At 51.9% G+C, this 16,304-nt stretch carries 19 protein-coding genes; 16 read left to right on the top strand and 3 right to left on the bottom strand.

The window, feature by feature from the left end:
• Positions 1 to 34 precede the first annotated feature (34 nt).
• The 7 genes from ALO_RS18335 (at position 35) to ALO_RS18305 (ending at position 5,916) form a co-directional block, all read left to right on the top strand.
• Positions 35 to 670, top strand: coding sequence for an oxalate oxidoreductase subunit delta (locus ALO_RS18335; RefSeq protein WP_004099112.1), 636 nt, complete (start codon positions 35 to 37; stop codon positions 668 to 670).
• A 311-nt stretch (positions 671 to 981) separates the two neighbouring features.
• Complete coding sequence (locus ALO_RS18330; protein ID WP_004099109.1) at positions 982 to 1,272, top strand: 4Fe-4S binding protein; 291 nt, start codon at positions 982 to 984, stop codon at positions 1,270 to 1,272.
• Positions 1,273 to 1,284: 12 nt separating this feature from the next.
• Entirely contained in the window at positions 1,285 to 2,532 is a 1,248-nt protein-coding gene (locus tag ALO_RS18325; protein ID WP_004099107.1) for an oxalate oxidoreductase subunit alpha, read from the top strand.
• A gap of 17 nt (positions 2,533 to 2,549) precedes the next feature.
• Positions 2,550 to 3,500: an oxalate oxidoreductase subunit beta gene (locus ALO_RS18320; protein ID WP_004099106.1), complete on the top strand. Its 951-nt coding sequence runs from the start codon at positions 2,550 to 2,552 to the stop codon at positions 3,498 to 3,500.
• A 127-nt stretch (positions 3,501 to 3,627) separates the two neighbouring features.
• Positions 3,628 to 5,217 (top strand): L-lactate permease, encoded by a 1,590-nt coding sequence (locus tag ALO_RS18315; protein ID WP_004099105.1) that lies wholly within the window; start codon positions 3,628 to 3,630, stop codon positions 5,215 to 5,217.
• Between the two features lie 29 nt (positions 5,218 to 5,246).
• Positions 5,247 to 5,453: a hypothetical protein gene (locus ALO_RS18310; protein ID WP_004099104.1), complete on the top strand. Its 207-nt coding sequence runs from the start codon at positions 5,247 to 5,249 to the stop codon at positions 5,451 to 5,453.
• Positions 5,454 to 5,688: 235 nt separating this feature from the next.
• The gene (locus tag ALO_RS18305; protein ID WP_004099103.1) at positions 5,689 to 5,916 is read left to right on the top strand and encodes a sulfurtransferase TusA family protein; all 228 of its coding nucleotides are present in this window, start codon (positions 5,689 to 5,691) and stop codon (positions 5,914 to 5,916) included.
• Here the strand turns inward: ALO_RS18305 and ALO_RS18300 are convergent.
• Complete coding sequence (locus ALO_RS18300; RefSeq protein WP_004099102.1) at positions 5,913 to 6,812, bottom strand: LysR family transcriptional regulator; 900 nt, start codon at positions 6,810 to 6,812, stop codon at positions 5,913 to 5,915. The two genes, ALO_RS18305 and ALO_RS18300, sit on opposite strands and share 4 nt — an antisense overlap.
• A gap of 152 nt (positions 6,813 to 6,964) precedes the next feature.
• On the opposite strand from ALO_RS18300, the gene ALO_RS18295 reads away from it, so the two are divergent.
• The 9 genes from ALO_RS18295 (at position 6,965) to ALO_RS18255 (ending at position 14,199) form a co-directional block, all read left to right on the top strand.
• On the top strand, positions 6,965 to 7,630 hold the full coding sequence (locus tag ALO_RS18295) for a YeeE/YedE thiosulfate transporter family protein (RefSeq protein ID WP_004099101.1): 666 nt from the start codon (positions 6,965 to 6,967) through the stop codon (positions 7,628 to 7,630).
• 20 nt (positions 7,631 to 7,650) lie between these two features.
• Entirely contained in the window at positions 7,651 to 7,878 is a 228-nt protein-coding gene (locus ALO_RS18290; RefSeq protein ID WP_004099100.1) for a sulfurtransferase TusA family protein, read from the top strand.
• 15 nt (positions 7,879 to 7,893) lie between these two features.
• On the top strand, positions 7,894 to 8,442 hold the full coding sequence (locus tag ALO_RS18285) for a YeeE/YedE thiosulfate transporter family protein (RefSeq protein WP_004099099.1): 549 nt from the start codon (positions 7,894 to 7,896) through the stop codon (positions 8,440 to 8,442).
• Between the two features lie 7 nt (positions 8,443 to 8,449).
• Positions 8,450 to 9,691 carry an FAD-dependent oxidoreductase gene (locus ALO_RS18280; RefSeq protein WP_004099098.1) on the top strand — a complete coding sequence of 414 codons (1,242 nt, stop codon included), beginning with the start codon at positions 8,450 to 8,452 and terminating at the stop codon, positions 9,689 to 9,691.
• A 328-nt stretch (positions 9,692 to 10,019) separates the two neighbouring features.
• The gene (locus tag ALO_RS18275) at positions 10,020 to 10,937 is read left to right on the top strand and encodes a DMT family transporter (RefSeq protein ID WP_004099097.1); all 918 of its coding nucleotides are present in this window, start codon (positions 10,020 to 10,022) and stop codon (positions 10,935 to 10,937) included.
• Between the two features lie 89 nt (positions 10,938 to 11,026).
• Complete coding sequence (locus ALO_RS18270; protein ID WP_004099096.1) at positions 11,027 to 11,851, top strand: transporter substrate-binding domain-containing protein; 825 nt, start codon at positions 11,027 to 11,029, stop codon at positions 11,849 to 11,851.
• 69 nt (positions 11,852 to 11,920) lie between these two features.
• Entirely contained in the window at positions 11,921 to 12,577 is a 657-nt protein-coding gene (locus ALO_RS18265) for an amino acid ABC transporter permease (RefSeq protein WP_004099093.1), read from the top strand.
• Positions 12,570 to 13,292: an amino acid ABC transporter ATP-binding protein gene (locus tag ALO_RS18260; RefSeq protein WP_004099090.1), complete on the top strand. Its 723-nt coding sequence runs from the start codon at positions 12,570 to 12,572 to the stop codon at positions 13,290 to 13,292. Before ALO_RS18265 ends, ALO_RS18260 begins: the two co-directional genes overlap by 8 nt.
• A gap of 226 nt (positions 13,293 to 13,518) precedes the next feature.
• Positions 13,519 to 14,199 carry an efflux RND transporter periplasmic adaptor subunit gene (locus ALO_RS18255; protein ID WP_004099088.1) on the top strand — a complete coding sequence of 227 codons (681 nt, stop codon included), beginning with the start codon at positions 13,519 to 13,521 and terminating at the stop codon, positions 14,197 to 14,199.
• Between the two features lie 61 nt (positions 14,200 to 14,260).
• Here ALO_RS18255 and ALO_RS18250 read toward each other — a convergent pair whose 3' ends face one another.
• Positions 14,261 to 15,076 carry a lipopolysaccharide kinase InaA family protein gene (locus ALO_RS18250; protein WP_004099087.1) on the bottom strand — a complete coding sequence of 272 codons (816 nt, stop codon included), beginning with the start codon at positions 15,074 to 15,076 and terminating at the stop codon, positions 14,261 to 14,263.
• 13 nt (positions 15,077 to 15,089) lie between these two features.
• Positions 15,090 to 16,199: a glycosyltransferase family 9 protein gene (locus ALO_RS18245; protein ID WP_004099086.1), complete on the bottom strand. Its 1,110-nt coding sequence runs from the start codon at positions 16,197 to 16,199 to the stop codon at positions 15,090 to 15,092.
• Positions 16,200 to 16,304: the final 105 nt, after the last annotated feature.

Genomic DNA, 16,304 nt, shown 5'->3' with positions numbered 1-16,304 from the left:
GATGTAACAGTAAAAGGAAAAGGGAGGAGAAAAAATGACACTGGCAGTCGCTATCGACTCTAAAATGCTGGAAGTCACCGTTTGGACCAGGGGCGTCACCCTCGCCAAGGAAGCCCGCGATACCGCTACTTTATTGGCGAAGGCAGGTAAAACCGAAGGGAAACATGTCCAATCCTTCGACAACTATGTGGATCTGCCCGACCGGATCGGCGTTCCGGTGAAGAGTTATGCCCGTATCAGTCCGGAACCCATCGAGACCTTTTACGAGTATGAGAATTATCGTCCTGATGTGGTGGTGCTGGCGGAAGAAACACTGGTTAAGGGCAATGATATTCTGAAAGGCGCTAAACCAGGGTGCGTAGTGGTCATTAACACCGCCCGCAAGCCTGAGACTCTGCTCAAGTGGATTTTGCCGAAAGAAAATCTGAAAAACGTGAAGGCCGTGGCCTGTATTAACGCCAATGTGCTGGGCGCGGGGGTCATGCTTACCTTTGACGGCACCGAAGGAGCGGGGGACGATACCAAGATCGGCGCCGGCGTCGGCGCAGCTATTGCCGGCGCGGTAGCCAAAGCCACGGGCTGTGTGAAGCTGGATTCGCTGGTCAGCATCGCCGAAAATAAAACAGCGGTGAAACAGGGGTATGACACGGTTACCGTACTGCCGCTGTAGGGGGCCGTTGAAAAAGGCCCATCTGCGTCACTTCAACTAATTAGCGCGCTCACCGTACCCTGCGAACGTACAGATTTCGCGCGCGTTCTCGTCGCGCTGTATCAGAATTCGCGACTTTTCGCAAGAATGGCGATAGTGGATAATCTTGCATAAACTGAAAAGTCGCCTGAATTCTTTACTAGTACGGAAACGCAAGCGGTTCTCTGACCTAGCATCTGGACCTTTTTGAACGGCCCCAGATTCTAGGCCGCAGATGAGTTTTGCAATAAATTAATACTGCTGGTTCTGAAATTTTATCGGGAGGTGTCCACATGTCAAAAAATTATAAACAAGTTCCGTTCGCGGCTATTGTACCTTCGCCGACGGTTGCGAACGAAGGCATGGTTACGGGCAACTGGCGGTACCTCCGTCCGGTAGTGGACAAAGAACAGTGCACCAAATGCCGGACTTGCTGGATGTTCTGCCCTGATGCCTGCGTCAGTTATTCGAAGGAGGAAGGCGTAGATTTCAACCTGAGATTCTGTAAGGGCTGCGGCTTGTGCAGCAATGTTTGCCCGGTTGGGGCTATCAGCAGAGTGCCGGAACTGGATTTTGATGAATAGGGAGTGAAGAAGATGCCGATCAAGAAAAGAGGTACAGGTTTGACCGCAGTTGCCGACGCTTGGCAGCTTGCCGATATTGATGTCACTGCCTCCTATCCGATTAGGCCCTATACCGCCGTTATGGCTGAAGTCGCCAAACGGATCGCCAATGGCCAGATGAAATGTGAAATGGTTCACGGGGAAGGCGAGCATGCCCAGTTCAGTATAGCTCATGGCGCTTCTATGGCCGGGGCCCGCGCTACTACCGGTTCTTCCGGTGTGGGTGTAACCTATGCTTTTGAAACCTATTCCCCGATTGCCGGCGGTCGGTGTCCGATTCAGGCCCTGGTGGGGGACCGTACCCTGGACCCTCCCGGCGACTTCGGCTCCGAGCATACCGACTGCCTGACCCTGCGGGACAACGGCTGGATTTACGGCTGGGCCCAGGATGCCCAGGAGAGCCTGGACAACAGCCTGATATACTTCTGCATCGGGGAAGACCCGGACATCATGCTGCCGCAGATTGTGGCCATGGACGGTTACTTTGTCACCCATATCTCCCAGGAATATGAAATGCCGGACCAGGCCCAGGTCGATCAATTCCTGCCGCCGTTTAAACCCCAGTTCCGCCTGGACGTAAACAATCCGGTCATCATGGGTCCTCAGATTGAACCTGAGATGGGACCGCCCCTGGAGTGGGACCGCAATGTGGTCATGGATAAAGTCAAAGAAAAAATCATGCAGGTAACCGAGGAATTTGGCAGGGTATTCGGCCGTAAATACGCGCCGTTTGTGGAAGAATACATGACCGACGATGCTGATATGGTGTTCCTGCTGCAAGGCGCCCATGCCGTCACCTGCCGCAGCGCGATTAAATATCTGCGCGAAGCCGGTTATAAGGTTGGCTTGTGCCGCCTGCGCTGGTTCCGCCCGTTCCCGGATACGGCGCTCAAACAGATTCTGCCGAAATTCAAGGTCGTAGGGGTTATTGATACCAATACCTCCTACGGCGCAGCCGGCGGCGGCGGTGTGCTGCTGGTTGAGACCAGGGCCTCGGTATCCGAGCTGGCCCAAAAACCGCTGATTCAGGGCTTCACCTCCGGTTTGGGCGGCGAGACCATTACCCATGAAGAATTCTTCAAAATGGCCGAAATGATGCAGATGACCCTGAATGCCGGCAAGATCATTCAAGACGCCACCTGGGTGAACTTTAACGACTATAACAAGGGTGCAGCCGAAATGAAAGCCGCTCACGAGCAGGCGGCTCAGTCCAAGAAATAAAGAAGGGGGAAACAATGATGGCAGTTCCTGAAATGATCAAGTCCATCGCCCAGGCGCCGGAGAAAGAATATTATCTCCCCGGCCACCGGACCTGTGCGGGTTGCGGACCGGCCCTGGCCTACCGGCTTATCGCCAAGGCCTCCGGCAAGAATACGATTTTCATCGGGCCAACCGGCTGTATGTATGTGGCCAATACCAGCTATGCCTGCGGCCCCTGGGCCGTTCCCTGGACTCATGCCCAGATTACCAACGGCGGAGCCGTAGCCTCCGGCATTGCCGAAGCCTTTAAAATGATGATCAAGAAAGGGAAGATCCAGGACGAATATCCCAACATCATCTGTATGGCCGGCGACGGCGGCTCCATCGATATCGGCCTGCAGGCCGCCTCGGCGATGATGTACCGCGGCCATGACGTTCTGTTTGTTATGTACGATAATGAGTCTTATGCGAACACAGGCATTCAGGTTTCGCCTATGACGCCCTATGGCGCCACTACCATGTTCACCCCATCCGGTCCTGAAGTACCGGAAGCCAAGAAGTTCTTCCCGAAAGACCCCATGGCCCTGTTCTGCGGCGGCGGACATCCTGAGGTGAAGTATGGAGCAACGGCCTCCGTTGCCTATCCGGTTGATTTAATGAACAAGGTCCGCAAAGGTCTTGCCTATGAAGGACCGGCTTTCCTGCACGTCCAGTGCCCTTGCCCCAAAGGCTGGACCTTCCCGGCTGACAAGACCGTGGAACTCGGCAAACTGGCAGTGGAGACCGGCATGTGGTTTATTTACGAAATGGAAAATGGCGTAAAAACCTTTAACATTAAACCCAAGCAGCTCAAACCGGTGGAAGAATACGTGCAGACCCAGGGCCGCTTCAGCCATCTCAAACCGGAGCATATCGCCAAATTGCAGGCCTGGATCAATGCCAGAGCTCAGTTTATCGGCATGGAAGTACCGCTGCCGCCGGTAAGATAACCCTTTACATTCATTTCGCTTCATTGTTGCAGCTCCTGGTTCCTTTAGCCGTGAACAAAAGGGACCAGGGGCCTCCTCTTGTGAGGCGGCTGGAATCAGACAAAGTTATATGGGGGGAGACCAATCTATGGATAAAGGTGTTGTGTTGACCTTTGCCAGTTGGCTCTTAGCTTTCCTGCCCATTTTAGTGCTACTGTCGACCATCCTATTACTCAACTGGGGTGCACCCAAATCAGGAGCGACATCCTGGTTCACAGCAGTTGTAATCGGTATATTCTTTTTTGGCGCAGATACTCGTTTGCTTGCCATTGCCAATAGCAAAGGTTTGAGTTTGGCACTGTATGTGCTGTTAATCATCTGGGGCGCCGTCTTTCTCTACAATCTGGTGGAAAAGATCGGTGCGGTGAAAGTGATCGGCGATACCATGACCCGGGTTACGGAAGACAAATTGCTGCAGTGCCTGCTGATGTCCTGGTGTTTTGCCTCGTTCATGCAGGGGATCGCCGGTTTCGGCGTACCGGTGGCAGTGGTGGCCCCGATCATGGTGGTCATGGGATTTCCCCCGGCCGTAGCGGCCGCAGCCTGCCTGGTTGGCCATTCCTGGTCCATTTCCTTCGGCTCCATGGGGTCGTCCTATTATACCATTCAACTGGTTACCAAGATTCCGGGCGAAATCATCGGGCCCTGGATGGCGGTGCTGTTTACGGTGCCGATGCTGGCCACCGGTTTTGCGGTTGCCCATATTTATGGCGGCATGGCGGCTGCCAAACGCGGCGCGCCGGCGATTATCGCCGCCACCGCCGTGATGGCGTTTACCTGCTGGTTTATGAATATCATCGGCGCCGCCCAACTGGCTACCCTGATACCGGCGGTGTTAGGCTGCAGCACGATTGCCGCTATGGCCAGAACCCGGTTTTATCGCAGTGAACTGACGGTTGAGCAGCTGGCCCGCCAGCGCGGGGCCCAATCAATGGGCTTCCACCTTGCCTTTTCCCCATACTATATCCTGATCCTGTTATCGGTTTTGTCACAGGTGAAAGATATAGCGAAGCTGTTTGCGCCGTATACCTGGGGACTGGATTACCCCGCTGCGCAAACGGCATTTGGTTATGCCGTAAAGGCTGAAAAACTCTATTCCCGCATCAACATTCTGTCTCACCCGGCGCCGCTGCTGCTGGTGGCGGCATTCGCCGGCTATCTGATATTCCGGCTTGCCGGGAAATGGAAGACCGGCGCGGTGTCTGCAGCCGTGAAAAGTACCTTTTCCCAGTGCATACCCACCAGCATCGGCATTATCACCATGGTGATGATGGCGCTGATCATGAATGATACCGGCATGACCAATTTGCTGGCCTGGGGCATGGCCAAAGCCACCGGCGTTTTGTTCCCGGTCGTCTCGCCGTTTATCGGCGTGCTGGGAGCTTTTCTGACCGGCAGCAATACCAACTCCAACGTCATGTTCGGCACGCTGCAGGTTGAGACAGCCAGAGTGTTGGGGGTCAGCACGGTGGTCATGGCCGCCGTCCAGTCGGTTGGAGGCGCGGTAGGCTGCTCAATTGCTCCCTCCAAGGTGCTCATCGGTAGCGCGACAGTGGGCCTTGACGGCCGGGAGAACGAGGTCATGCACCGCACCATTCCCTATTGCGTGATTATCTCTCTGTTAGTCGGCATCAATGCCTGGCTGTTTGTCTATGTACTGTTTAGAAATCTACCCTAGGCAGGAAACAGAAAAGGAGGAAGACGGATATGACCGTGAATCCGGCCGGCGGCGCCAAGCCTGTCCCCTGGGGTAAAAAATACCGGACGCCCTTAATGAACGCCGCCTTTTGGCTGTTTTGGCTGACCTTTCCCCTGGCTTACTACGGCGGTGTGAGAAACAATGATTTATATGTCCAATCATCGCTGGTGCTGTTCTGCGCTGCCTGTATCATACCGCTGGTAACCAAAAAATAATAAAGCGGGGGCCCGTACGGCTGATGGCCGGCGGGTCCCCGCTGCATTTTCGAAGCATGGGTGTGCGGTATGTTCCCGTATCATACACGCAGCCAGATGAGCCCTTGCACCATCGTTGACAGAACGTTGGCATGTTATATACAATAAATCATATGTGGGTTTATTGACCGGAGTGCGGATTGGTTGCTTTAAAGCGCAGAAAGACTGTTGCAATACGATCAGGAGGCGGGATTCTATGGCTGAATGCTTTATTGACGTTCTTGGCGATATTTGCCCCATTCCCAATTTAAAGGTGCAGGCGGCGTTGAAGCAAATCAATCCGGGAGACCGTATCGTTCTGGTCACCGATCATAGCTGCACGGTGACTACGCTTAAAGAGGATATGTCCCGCAAGAGGATGGTAATGGAAGTCGAAGAACTGGATCATGGAATCTGGAAAATTATCATACATAAACCTGTTTAACAGAAGCCATTGGCCGAAGACTTCATTAGCCTGATAAACTCGGCAGCAATAATTCGCTGCTTTTTACGTTTATAAACCAGATGAATCGGCTGAACGAAAGAAAGACCTTCAATATGCAGCGGGAAAAGGGCTTTGGTAAAAAGCTCTTTTTTTACTGCCACCCTTGGCAGGATGGAAATCCCATGACCCGCCTCCACGGCGGCTTTTATGGAATCGACACTGTTTAATTCCATGACGATATTCAGGTTTTGCAGAGAAATACCTGCCTGGTAAAACGCTTGTTCTACCGCCCATTTCGTTGCCGAACCTTCCTCACGCATAATCAACGGCACTGTCAGCAATTTATTCCTGTCTAATGGAGCATGGGTTTTCCATGTTTCGTCTGCTGGTGCAACAACGACCATTTCTTCCGTATGAATTTCACTGGACATAAACTGATCATCCGGCTTTTCACCTTCAACGACAGCAATGTCAATGCTGTCGTTTTGCAATTGGTCCAAAATCTGGCGCCGATTGCCTAAAATCAATTTAATGGCGGCATCGGGGAATTTCCGTTTAAAAATGAAAATGCTGCAGGGAACCGCGTAGCCTCCGATAACGCTTGTAGCGCCGACCAGCAGCTTGTCGTCACAGGCAGTTCTCAATTCCTTCATATCATTTTCCATCATTTCCGTCAGCGCCACTACATTGACCGCGTGTTTATACAGAAGCCGGCCTGCCTCAGTCAGCGCAAAGCTATGGGAGGTTCGCTTGATGAGGTCAACGGTAAAATGAGTTTCCAGTTGTTTAATACTTTGACTGAGCGCGGGCTGGGAAACATAGAGAAGCTTGGCCGCCTGTGAAAAGGAACCGGTATCCGCCACGCTGATAAACACCTTCAAGAGATTGATGTTCATTGCCTCACCTCGTGAATAAGCTAAGCTTATAGTAACATAAAGAAATGCGATTTTACATACTTTTCACAACAATCTACAATGGAGACAGGACAAAGGTGAAAAACTTCACGAACACGCACGAAGATGCGTGCTATAAAAAAGGAGGGAATTACGTGTCAGAAACAACGGTGATCATTAAGCGGCGAACACAGACCCCTGTCAAAAAGAAAAGTCAAATTGGCTACACAGCCGCAGCTTTAGTTGTCATCATCGCGATGGGCGTATATCTGGCCCAGGTCAAGACATTGCTTAGTATTATCTGGTTTCTTGGCATCGCCTTGGGAGTGATTTTGCAAAAATCCCGTTTTTGCTTCACCGCATCCTTGCGGGATCCCATTCTAACCGGCAGTACGACTTTGACCCGGGCGACTCTTATTGCTTTTGCCGTAGCGATGGTGGGCTTTGCCGCCCTGCAATTCACCACCCTGCTAAAAGGCGGTCCTGTCACTGGCAACGTTTCGCCGGTAGGGCTGCATACTGTTATCGGCGCTATTCTATTCGGTATCGGCATGGTTATTTCCGGCGGCTGCGCCTCAGGCACACTGATGCGCATGGGCGAGGGTTTTGCCATGCAGTGGATCTCCATCACCACTTTCATTTTAGGCTCCGTACTGGGAGCCATTCACTTTGGCTGGTGGACGGAGAATTTTTTCCGCGCCGCGCCCAAGATCTACATACCGGAAGTTCTCGGCTGGGCCGGGGGATTCTGGGGCCAATTGGCGGTTCTCGCTCTGCTGTATGTTGTTGCCACATGGTATGAATACCGTAATATAGACTAAAGGACAAGGAGGAAAAATATATGGCTGAATTTACGATTGACGCTTTGGGGGAAGCCTGCCCCATTCCGTTGTTAAAAGTACAGAAAAAGTGGCCTGAGCTTCAGCGCGGTGACGTATTGGTCGTTAATATTGATCATAGCTGCGCCTTGAAGAATATTCCGGAGTGGGCCCGTAAGCAGGGCCAGAATGTGGAAGTGGAAGAAGTAGAGGACGGGGTTTGGGATATCTATATCGAAAAAATTGACTAAGGGGGAGGTAGTTCAATGACAGCAAAAGCAGTTCAGGAACTGGAAACCCTAAAAAAGGCCGTAATAAAAGATGCATGGCCCTATTGGCTGGGCGGCGCATTGCTTGGGTTGCTCAATATTGTTATCTTTATTTATATGGCTTCACCCTGGGGCGTCACAACCGCTTTTGTTTTTTGGGGCGCCTGGATCTATCAACTTTTTGGCGGCCATTCTGAAACTTGGTCCTTTTTCACCCTGCAGCCGGCCATGATGCAAGCGCTGAAAGGAGGACTGCTCAATCATGGCGGCTCGATCATTAATATCGGTTTGATCGTGGGCGCGTTTTTGTCGGCGGCAGCCGCTTCCCAATTCAAGATTAAAAAAATCAAATCAGGCCGCCAGGTGATCGCGGCCCTTATAGGCGGCCTGTTAATGGGCTATGGCGCGCGTTTGTCGTTCGGCTGCAATGTGGGCGCTTATTTCAGTGGTATTGCTTCCATGTCGCTGCATGGATGGGTATTTGGCATTTTTATCTTCGTCGGCGCCTATTTTGGCAGTAAACTGGTCGTCAAATACTTAATGTAGGTGGAATATGACGAAACAACGTGAATATTATGATGTCGCCATTATCGGCGGCGGGGCGGCCGGCCTGACAGCGGCCATATACTGCGGCCGGGCCCGCCTGAAAACTATATTGTTCGAAAAAGCATTGCCGGGAGGCCTCGCAACCTATACCAGTGAAATTGAAAATTATCCGGGTTTCCCTGAACCGATTGCCGGCACGGAACTGATGAAACGGTTTGAAAAGCAAGCCAAACGGTTCGGCGTGGATATCAAGCTGACCGCCATTAAGGCGGTAAAACTGGATGATGCGGAAAAAGTGGTTAGCACATTTCGTACTGACTATGCCGCAAAAGCCGTAATCGTCGCTGCCGGCGGCAAGCCGCGCCTGACCGGGGCAACAGGGGAGGCCGCCTTCCTATATGATAAAGGCATCTCTTTTTGCGCCACTTGCGACGCCGCCTTTTACACCGACAAGACGGTGCTGGTGATCGGCAGCGGTGATGCTGCCATTGAAGAAGCCATGTTTCTGACCAAATTCGCTAAACGGGTAAAAGTATCCGTTATCCATGACGAAGGAATCCTTGACGCCAATGAAGTGGCGAAAGAACATGCTTTTGCCAATGATAGGCTGGAATTCATCTGGAATACCATGGTCCATGAGTTTAAAGGGGAAGAGAGATTAACCCAGGTTGTATTAAAAAACATCAAGACCAACGAGCTGATACCGGTTGACGTGGATGGCTGTTTCTTATTTATCGGCTACCTGCCGGATACCGACCTGTATCAAGGCCAGCTGAACATGAATTCACGCGGCTACCTTCCCACGAATGAGCATATGGAAACGAACATTCCCGGCGTCTTTGCCGCCGGTGACGTTCGGGACAAAGTCCTGCGCCAGGTTGCCACCGCCGTAGGGGACGGAGCGATAGCCGGCGTGACGGCGGAACGTTATCTGGCAGAAACGGCTTACTTTGAACAGCAGATCATGGGGGACAACAAGCTTACGCTGGTATACTGCTGGAATCCCGTTGATCCCCTTTGCCGCACCTTAATGGGTGACGTGGAGCGATTAAAAGACAAATATCATGAAAAGCTCAAGGTCGTAGTCGTCGATATGTATAAATCCACCAAGATCGCCGAACGGCTGGGCATTACGCAAGCTCCCGCAGTTGCGCTGATCAATAACCGGCAAGTGTGTTACCGGAGCGGGGCGCCTGCTGTCGATATCGGCGGCGTCGAAACGGAAATTGCTGCGACCTGCAGTGAATAATCAAGAAGCCGGCTTTGGGTGCGTATAGCGCGATAAAGCCTCTGATTGCACGTCATCGTTGCCGTGCACATCAGAGGCTTTTCTCGTCTTTCGCAGGTTCTTCCAGCTGGTTAATGCCCTGCTTTCTACAGATCTGCTATTGTATGAGCTTGATAAAGGGTGGTAGTCATGGCAAACATTATATGATACAATACTGCCGTAGCAAAACCCGGCGCTGCTTTTTCCATGGATGACAGCTATGGGGAAATAAATCCGGTCTTATAGACCGCGAATAGCGCCGGCCGCGCGGCGATGACTATAACTGTAATCAGATTTGGAGTGGCTTCTGTTGAAAAAAACGGCAGGTAATTATGACGCCTTTATGCTCTTAATAATGGTTGCCGTCCTCTGGGGCGTCAACTCGGTTTCCATTAAATATCTTACGCAATTTTTCCCGCCGCTGGCTTTGGCGCCCATCCGGCTTTGCCTTGCCAGCGCTTTCTTGCTGTCCTGGTTTTTTTATCAGTATGGCCGTCCCCAAATTCCCCGTAAGGCATGGCTCCCGATAGCGGGAGTCGCTGTTTTTTGCATTTTTCTGCATCAAATCGCCCTTACCGTCGGCATCAAAGCCACCAGTGCTACCCACGCTGTGATTATTCTGGGATCGAATCCTATCTTTACCGCTGTCTTAGCAAATTTTTTCCTGAAAGAGCCCTTTACTGCGGCAAAAGGACTGGGAATATTGCTGGGCTTCGGCGGCCTGATGCTCATTGTATCCGGCAATGGGGCGGGTGAAGCCAATGCCGCCGGCGACTGGATCATGTTCCTGGCCACCATTAGCTTTGTCATCGGCTCTTTTTTTGTGAAAAAAGCCATCGAATCGGTTTCCCCGCTGATCATAACCGCCTATAGTCATGCCATGGCGGCGGCCGGTCTGTTATTGCTGGGGCTGGCCAGCAATCCGGTCTGGCATTATCCCGGCAGCTTTGAATTCCGGTCGATAGCGGTATTGCTGTTTTCCAGCTTCGTGAGCACCGCGGTCGGCGCGCTGCTCTGGAATACGGCCATCCAAAAGGTGGGGGCTTCCACCGCATCCCTGTTTCAGAATGCTTCTCCTATCGTTGGCATTATAGCCTCCGCCTTTTTCCTGGGAGAGCAGCTGAACTGGCAGCATTTCACCGCATTGACGCTGGTCCTGCTGGGCGTCAGTGTGGGCAGCGGCGTTCTGCCGATTCCCGTTTGGTCTAAAAGAAGCTCCCGGGGTTGACTGACGATCTGTATTTATATTATTTATTATTGCATAATTATGCGGATTGTAGTAGTATAGGGAGCATAGAGATCACGGGAGGGATATTCGTGTTAAAAAACGTAACTAAAATAGCCGCTTTAGCTGTGACTATGATCATTCTCGCCCTGTTGTTCGCCGGCTGCGGTTCCGGCGATTCCAAAAGCGCGGTTGCGGATATAAAAAAGAAAGGCAAAATTGTCGTCGGTACCGCCAGCGGCTATTATCCCTTCGAAATGGCTGACAAGCAGGGCGCACTGGTGGGCTATGATATTGATGTGGCCAAAGCCATCGCCAAGGAACTGGGCGTGGAGGTTGAATTTCAGAACTATGCCTTCGCTGGTTTGGTACCGGCCATCCAGGCCAATAAAATTGACATTGTCATTGCCGGCATGACCATTAATGACAAGCGGAAAGAGGTAGTGGACTTTACCGATCCTTACTTTGTTTCCGGTCAGGCGCTGCTGATCAACAAGCAGTACCGGAATATCAAGACCTGGCAGGATCTGGATAAACCTGGCAATGTGATTGCGGTATCGATGGGCACCACTGCCGACCAGACCGCCTCGTCCATGTTTAAGCAGGCCACGGTGAAGAAGTTTGAAGGTTCGGCTCTGGCCGGCCTGGAGCTGATCAATGGCAAGGCCGCTGCAGTGGTGCATGAAACCCCCTGGGTGGCGATTTATCATCGCCTGCATGCCGATACGACCTATCCGATTCTGGAACCGTTCACCACGGAAAATCTCGGCATCGCGGTTACCAAGGGCAAACCTGAGCTGGTAGACTGGCTGAATAAATTCCTCAAGCAATACAAAGAGAGCGAAGAATACAAGAAGTCCTATCAATACTGGTTTGTAGATATGCCCTGGTGGGACTCGGTTCCTCAGAAAAAATAAGATAGCCATTTAATAGGGGGTAACGTTATGGTATACCCCCTGCATTTATTTATGTATGGGAGATAAACTATGCATCAGCTGGAATTTAAGGTAATCATCGAGTATATGCCGGCTATTCTGGACGGATTGGCCATGACGGTTCAGATATCCGCCCTGTCGATCATCTGCGGCACCGTCATCGGCGTACTCGGCGCTTTGGCCAGAATCTCCGGGAATTTTGCCGCCAAAGCCATTGCCAACGCCTATGTGGAATGGATTCGCAACACGCCGCTCTTGATTCAGATTTTGTTTATTTACTTCGGCTTAGGGATGTTCTTTGACCTGTCGCCACTAGTGGCTTCCGTCGCCGCCCTTTCGATTTTTGCCGGCGCCTATATCACCGAAATCATCCGGGCCGGCATCCAGTCCATTCACAAAGGCCAGAGGGAAGCTGCCCTGTCCATCGGCATGACTGAAACCCAGGCCATGCTTCTGGTGGTACTGCCTCAGGCCATCCGCCGCATTCTGCCGCCGCTGGCCGGGCAGTTTATCACCCTGATCAAGGATTCATCCCTGGTTTCGGTGATTGCGGTAACGGATTTGACCTATGTAGCCAAAAATATCGTGACCACAACCTTCCGGGCGTTTGAAGTATGGCTGGTCATCGCGGTATTCTATTTCGTGCTGTCCTTTATCCTGTCTATGGCGGTAAGAAAGCTGGAGAGGAGGCTGGCCAAAAGTGATTGAGATCAGGCAGGTATCCAAAAATTACGGCAGTCATCAGGTGTTGAAAGATGTTTCTCTGACGGTAGACAAAGGTGAAGTGGTGGTCATCATCGGCCCCAGCGGCTCAGGCAAGAGTACCCTGCTGCGGAGCATTAACGGTCTGGAGCAAATCCAGGCCGGCACGATCACGGTGGACGGTGTTTCGGTTCACGCCGCCAGGGAAAATCTGTATCAGATCAGACAATATACCGGCATGGTGTTTCAACAGTTCAATCTGTTCCATCATAAAACGGTACTGGAAAACGTGACTATGGGGCCAATCCATGTGCAAAAACGGACCAGGGCCGAGGCCGAAGCCGCGGCGGGGATGCTGCTGGCCAAGGTAGGCCTGCCTGACAAGGCCGACTTTTATCCGTCCCAGTTATCCGGCGGGCAGCAGCAGCGGGTGGCCATTGCCCGGTCCCTGGCTATGCGCCCGAAAGTCATGCTGTTTGACGAACCCACATCAGCCCTTGACCCGGAATTGATCAAGGAAGTGCTGGATGTGATGCAGTCCTTGGCCCAGGAAGGCATGACCATGCTCGTGGTTACCCATGAAATGGGTTTTGCCCGGGAAGTAGCTGACCGGGTCATTTTCATGGATGACGGCCGTATTGTTGAGGCCGCCGCTGCCGGGGACTTCTTCACCAGTCCCCGGCAGGAACGCACCCGGCAGTTTCTGGCCAAAATTTTATAACGGGCAGGCCCGGTCCATAAAGCCCTCTGCCGTCGTTGCAATGCAGCGACAGCGGAGGGCTTTATGGATGGTAGATTTTTGCTGCGGTTGTCCGATTTTTGTCGGAACATTATAGTCAAACCGGAGTGGACATGGTATAGTATTGTTGGGTAATTTTTTTGAGAAACATTATACTGTATTCCATCCGGCCCAGGAGGACTGCTACGAGTAAGGAGTTGAGGCAACTATGGCAACTGGACAGGCCGGGATTAGCTTAAAAGAGCGCTGGCTGCTGTTCCTGATGATTCTGCTTCTTACGGCGACAGGGGTCTGGCAATTGTGGGTTATGAGACAGGAGCCTGATGACGTTTCGCCGCCGGTGCAAGCCGATCGGCAGGTGCTGGCCGAAGGCATTGTCTTCCCGGTCCGCTATGCCCAAATCATCATGCCGGTGGACGGCATCATCGGCGAGGTTTTGGTAACAGAAGGCGCAAAAGTGAAAAAAGGACAGCCTCTCATCAGGCTGATACGGCAAGAAGCCACGGATGAAAAACTGAAGGACAAGACCGACAAGATCGAATTGCAGGCCGCTATGGCCGGTATCGTGGCCTATCTGGACGTGAAAGCGGGCGAACGGGTTGCTCAGACTGCTGTCTTGGCCCAAATTGCCGATCCTTCCGAATGGGAAGTGCGCAGTGACGACCTGACCGAACTGTCCATTGCCAAGATCGGGGTAGGCGATCGGGCAAATCTGACCTTTGACGCAATTCCGGGGCTTGAGATTCCGGCCCGGGTCAAGTTCATCCGCCCTGACGACGAAAAAAAACACGACGACAGTACCTATACGGTAACGATTGCTCCCGATCGATGGGACGACCGGCTGCGCTGGAATATGACAGCCCGGATCAGCATCACTCCCGCCCAGTAGGGGGCGGAAAAAAAGCATTGAGAGCCCGACTGACGGGTTTCCCAATGCTTTTTTATTTTTGTTATCTTCCGCAAAAATAAAGATATTTTAAATTTGCGTACCAGAGAGGAAAGCAGGCTTTGTAGTTTTTTTCTTTGAGATTCTGTTTGATGATTTTTTTGTTATCGAAATAGGTCATGCAGTCCAGATGAGCGCGGAGGATCTTTTGCCGGCATTCGCCGGGGTCAAACCCTCTTTCCCGGGCATAGATGTCCGCCATATAGAGAAACATTTCATCCGAGCCCCAGAGCCGTTCAAAATTGCGGCAGCCTGTTGCCTGATCCACCGGACAGAAATTCATCCGGTTAATATCCAGCAGTGTGAAGCGGGCCTCTTTGCTATTGACGTCAAACAGAATATTTCCCGGTGAATAGTCCAGATGCAGCACCTGGCTTTCATGCAGACGGGCCGTGAACCGGGCAAAGGCGGCGAGAACAGCCTCATTGCCTGAGTCTGAGAGCTTCTCCCCCTCAAATTTGCGAAAGTTATAAGGATACGGACATTGCAGGCTGATGAAATATCCTTCGGAAAACAGTTTGCCGGCCTTCATCTCAATATAGGCAATGGGCGCCGGAGTTTCAATTCCCTTTTCCAACAACTGCAGCGCATTTTCATAGGACCGTCTGGCTTTGGTCAGCCGGAAAAAAGTATAGACAATCCGGTTGAGAATATGGGGCGTTTTAAATTTCTTTACATTGACCTCAAAACCCTGAACGGTAAAAATCCGTATCTCATTTCTGGCCTTGTAGATTACTTCTCCTGACGCGGCGAAGGTGTCGGGCAGGCTGTAAACAAAATCTTTTAACATGGCGAATTGAGGATTTAAAACAATATTCATGGCGCATGCTCCTTCAGTGGTTCCATACCGGTATCTTCCTTACCTGCACTTCTTTATATAGAGGCTGGCTGTTCTTAGTCCGGCCTTTTGTCTTTTCCAGCAGTTTCAGCGCTTCCTGATAAACTGTCTCAGGTTCTATCCGGGCCATGCAGATAAAATCGTCGCAGCGCCGTTTATGGCACAACCGGCAGGCGGCCGGGGTCAGCACCGCGGCGTGCTGTTCCCCTGCAGGAGCATAGATCCGGGGATCGGTCGGTCCGTATAAAGACAGGGTGGGAGCGCCGACAGCGGCGGCAATATGCAACGGGCCGGTGTCACCGGAGACAAACAGGTCGCATTTTTGAGCGACAGCGGCCAGATCTTTTAAACTGGTTTCGCCGGCGAGACTGATGACCTCGCCTTTTATACTGTCCTTGATTTTGTCAATGAGGGGGATATCGCTTTTGGCGCCGGTCAAGAGGATTTTTGCGCCCTGTTGCCGCAGCAGATTTCCCAGCCGGGCAAAATGTTCCGGCGGCCAGCACTTTGTTTGCCAGGTGGTTGAAGAATTTAAGACAATCACTGTATCGTCGGGGCGGATATGATAAGTTTCCCAAATACGGCCGGCGTTTTGACAGTTCTCCGGGGCAACGGGCATAATCATAGCCGGATTTTTCCCGGATATGCCCAGAGCCGTCAGAACTCCCAGGTATTGTTGGGGCATGGGCAGATCGCCTATGCGCGGCGTCATGCGATTATAAAACAGCGGCGCCATCTCTTTAGCATTGGAAAAGCCGACCCGGACCGGGGCGCTTTTCCAGGTGATGAACCCGGGCAGAAACTGGCTGTGCACATCTACTGCCAGGTCATACTGCTCGGCCAGCAATGTTCTCTGCAATGTGCGCAGGGACTGGTAAGCCGCTTTCAGACTGTTTCTTGCGAGCTTCTTCCATTCATCTTTATCCCAAACAACGATTTCATCTAAAAAAGGATTACCCTGCAGAATATCCTGGGATTTAGGCGATACGATCCAGGATATTTTGGCTTCGGGGTATTCCTGCCGCAATGCCCGGGTCAGGGGAGTGCAGTGCAAAACATCGCCAATGGCGCTTAAGCGTATTATGAGAATATTTTTGTAGGACATAAGAATTGGTACCTTTCTTTACTCTGGCAAAAATTAAAAAAGTTTCTTTCTGTGAAATTCGACCCGATCCGGCAATATCCTTTATTTTGGCAGCGGTTGTGATAG

Origin of the sequence: Acetonema longum DSM 6540 (genome assembly GCF_000219125.1) — a bacterium.
GTDB lineage: Bacteria > Bacillota > Negativicutes > Sporomusales > Acetonemataceae > Acetonema > Acetonema longum.
Note: the sequence above shows the minus strand (reverse complement) of the source record. Positions and strands in the feature narration are given on the sequence as shown.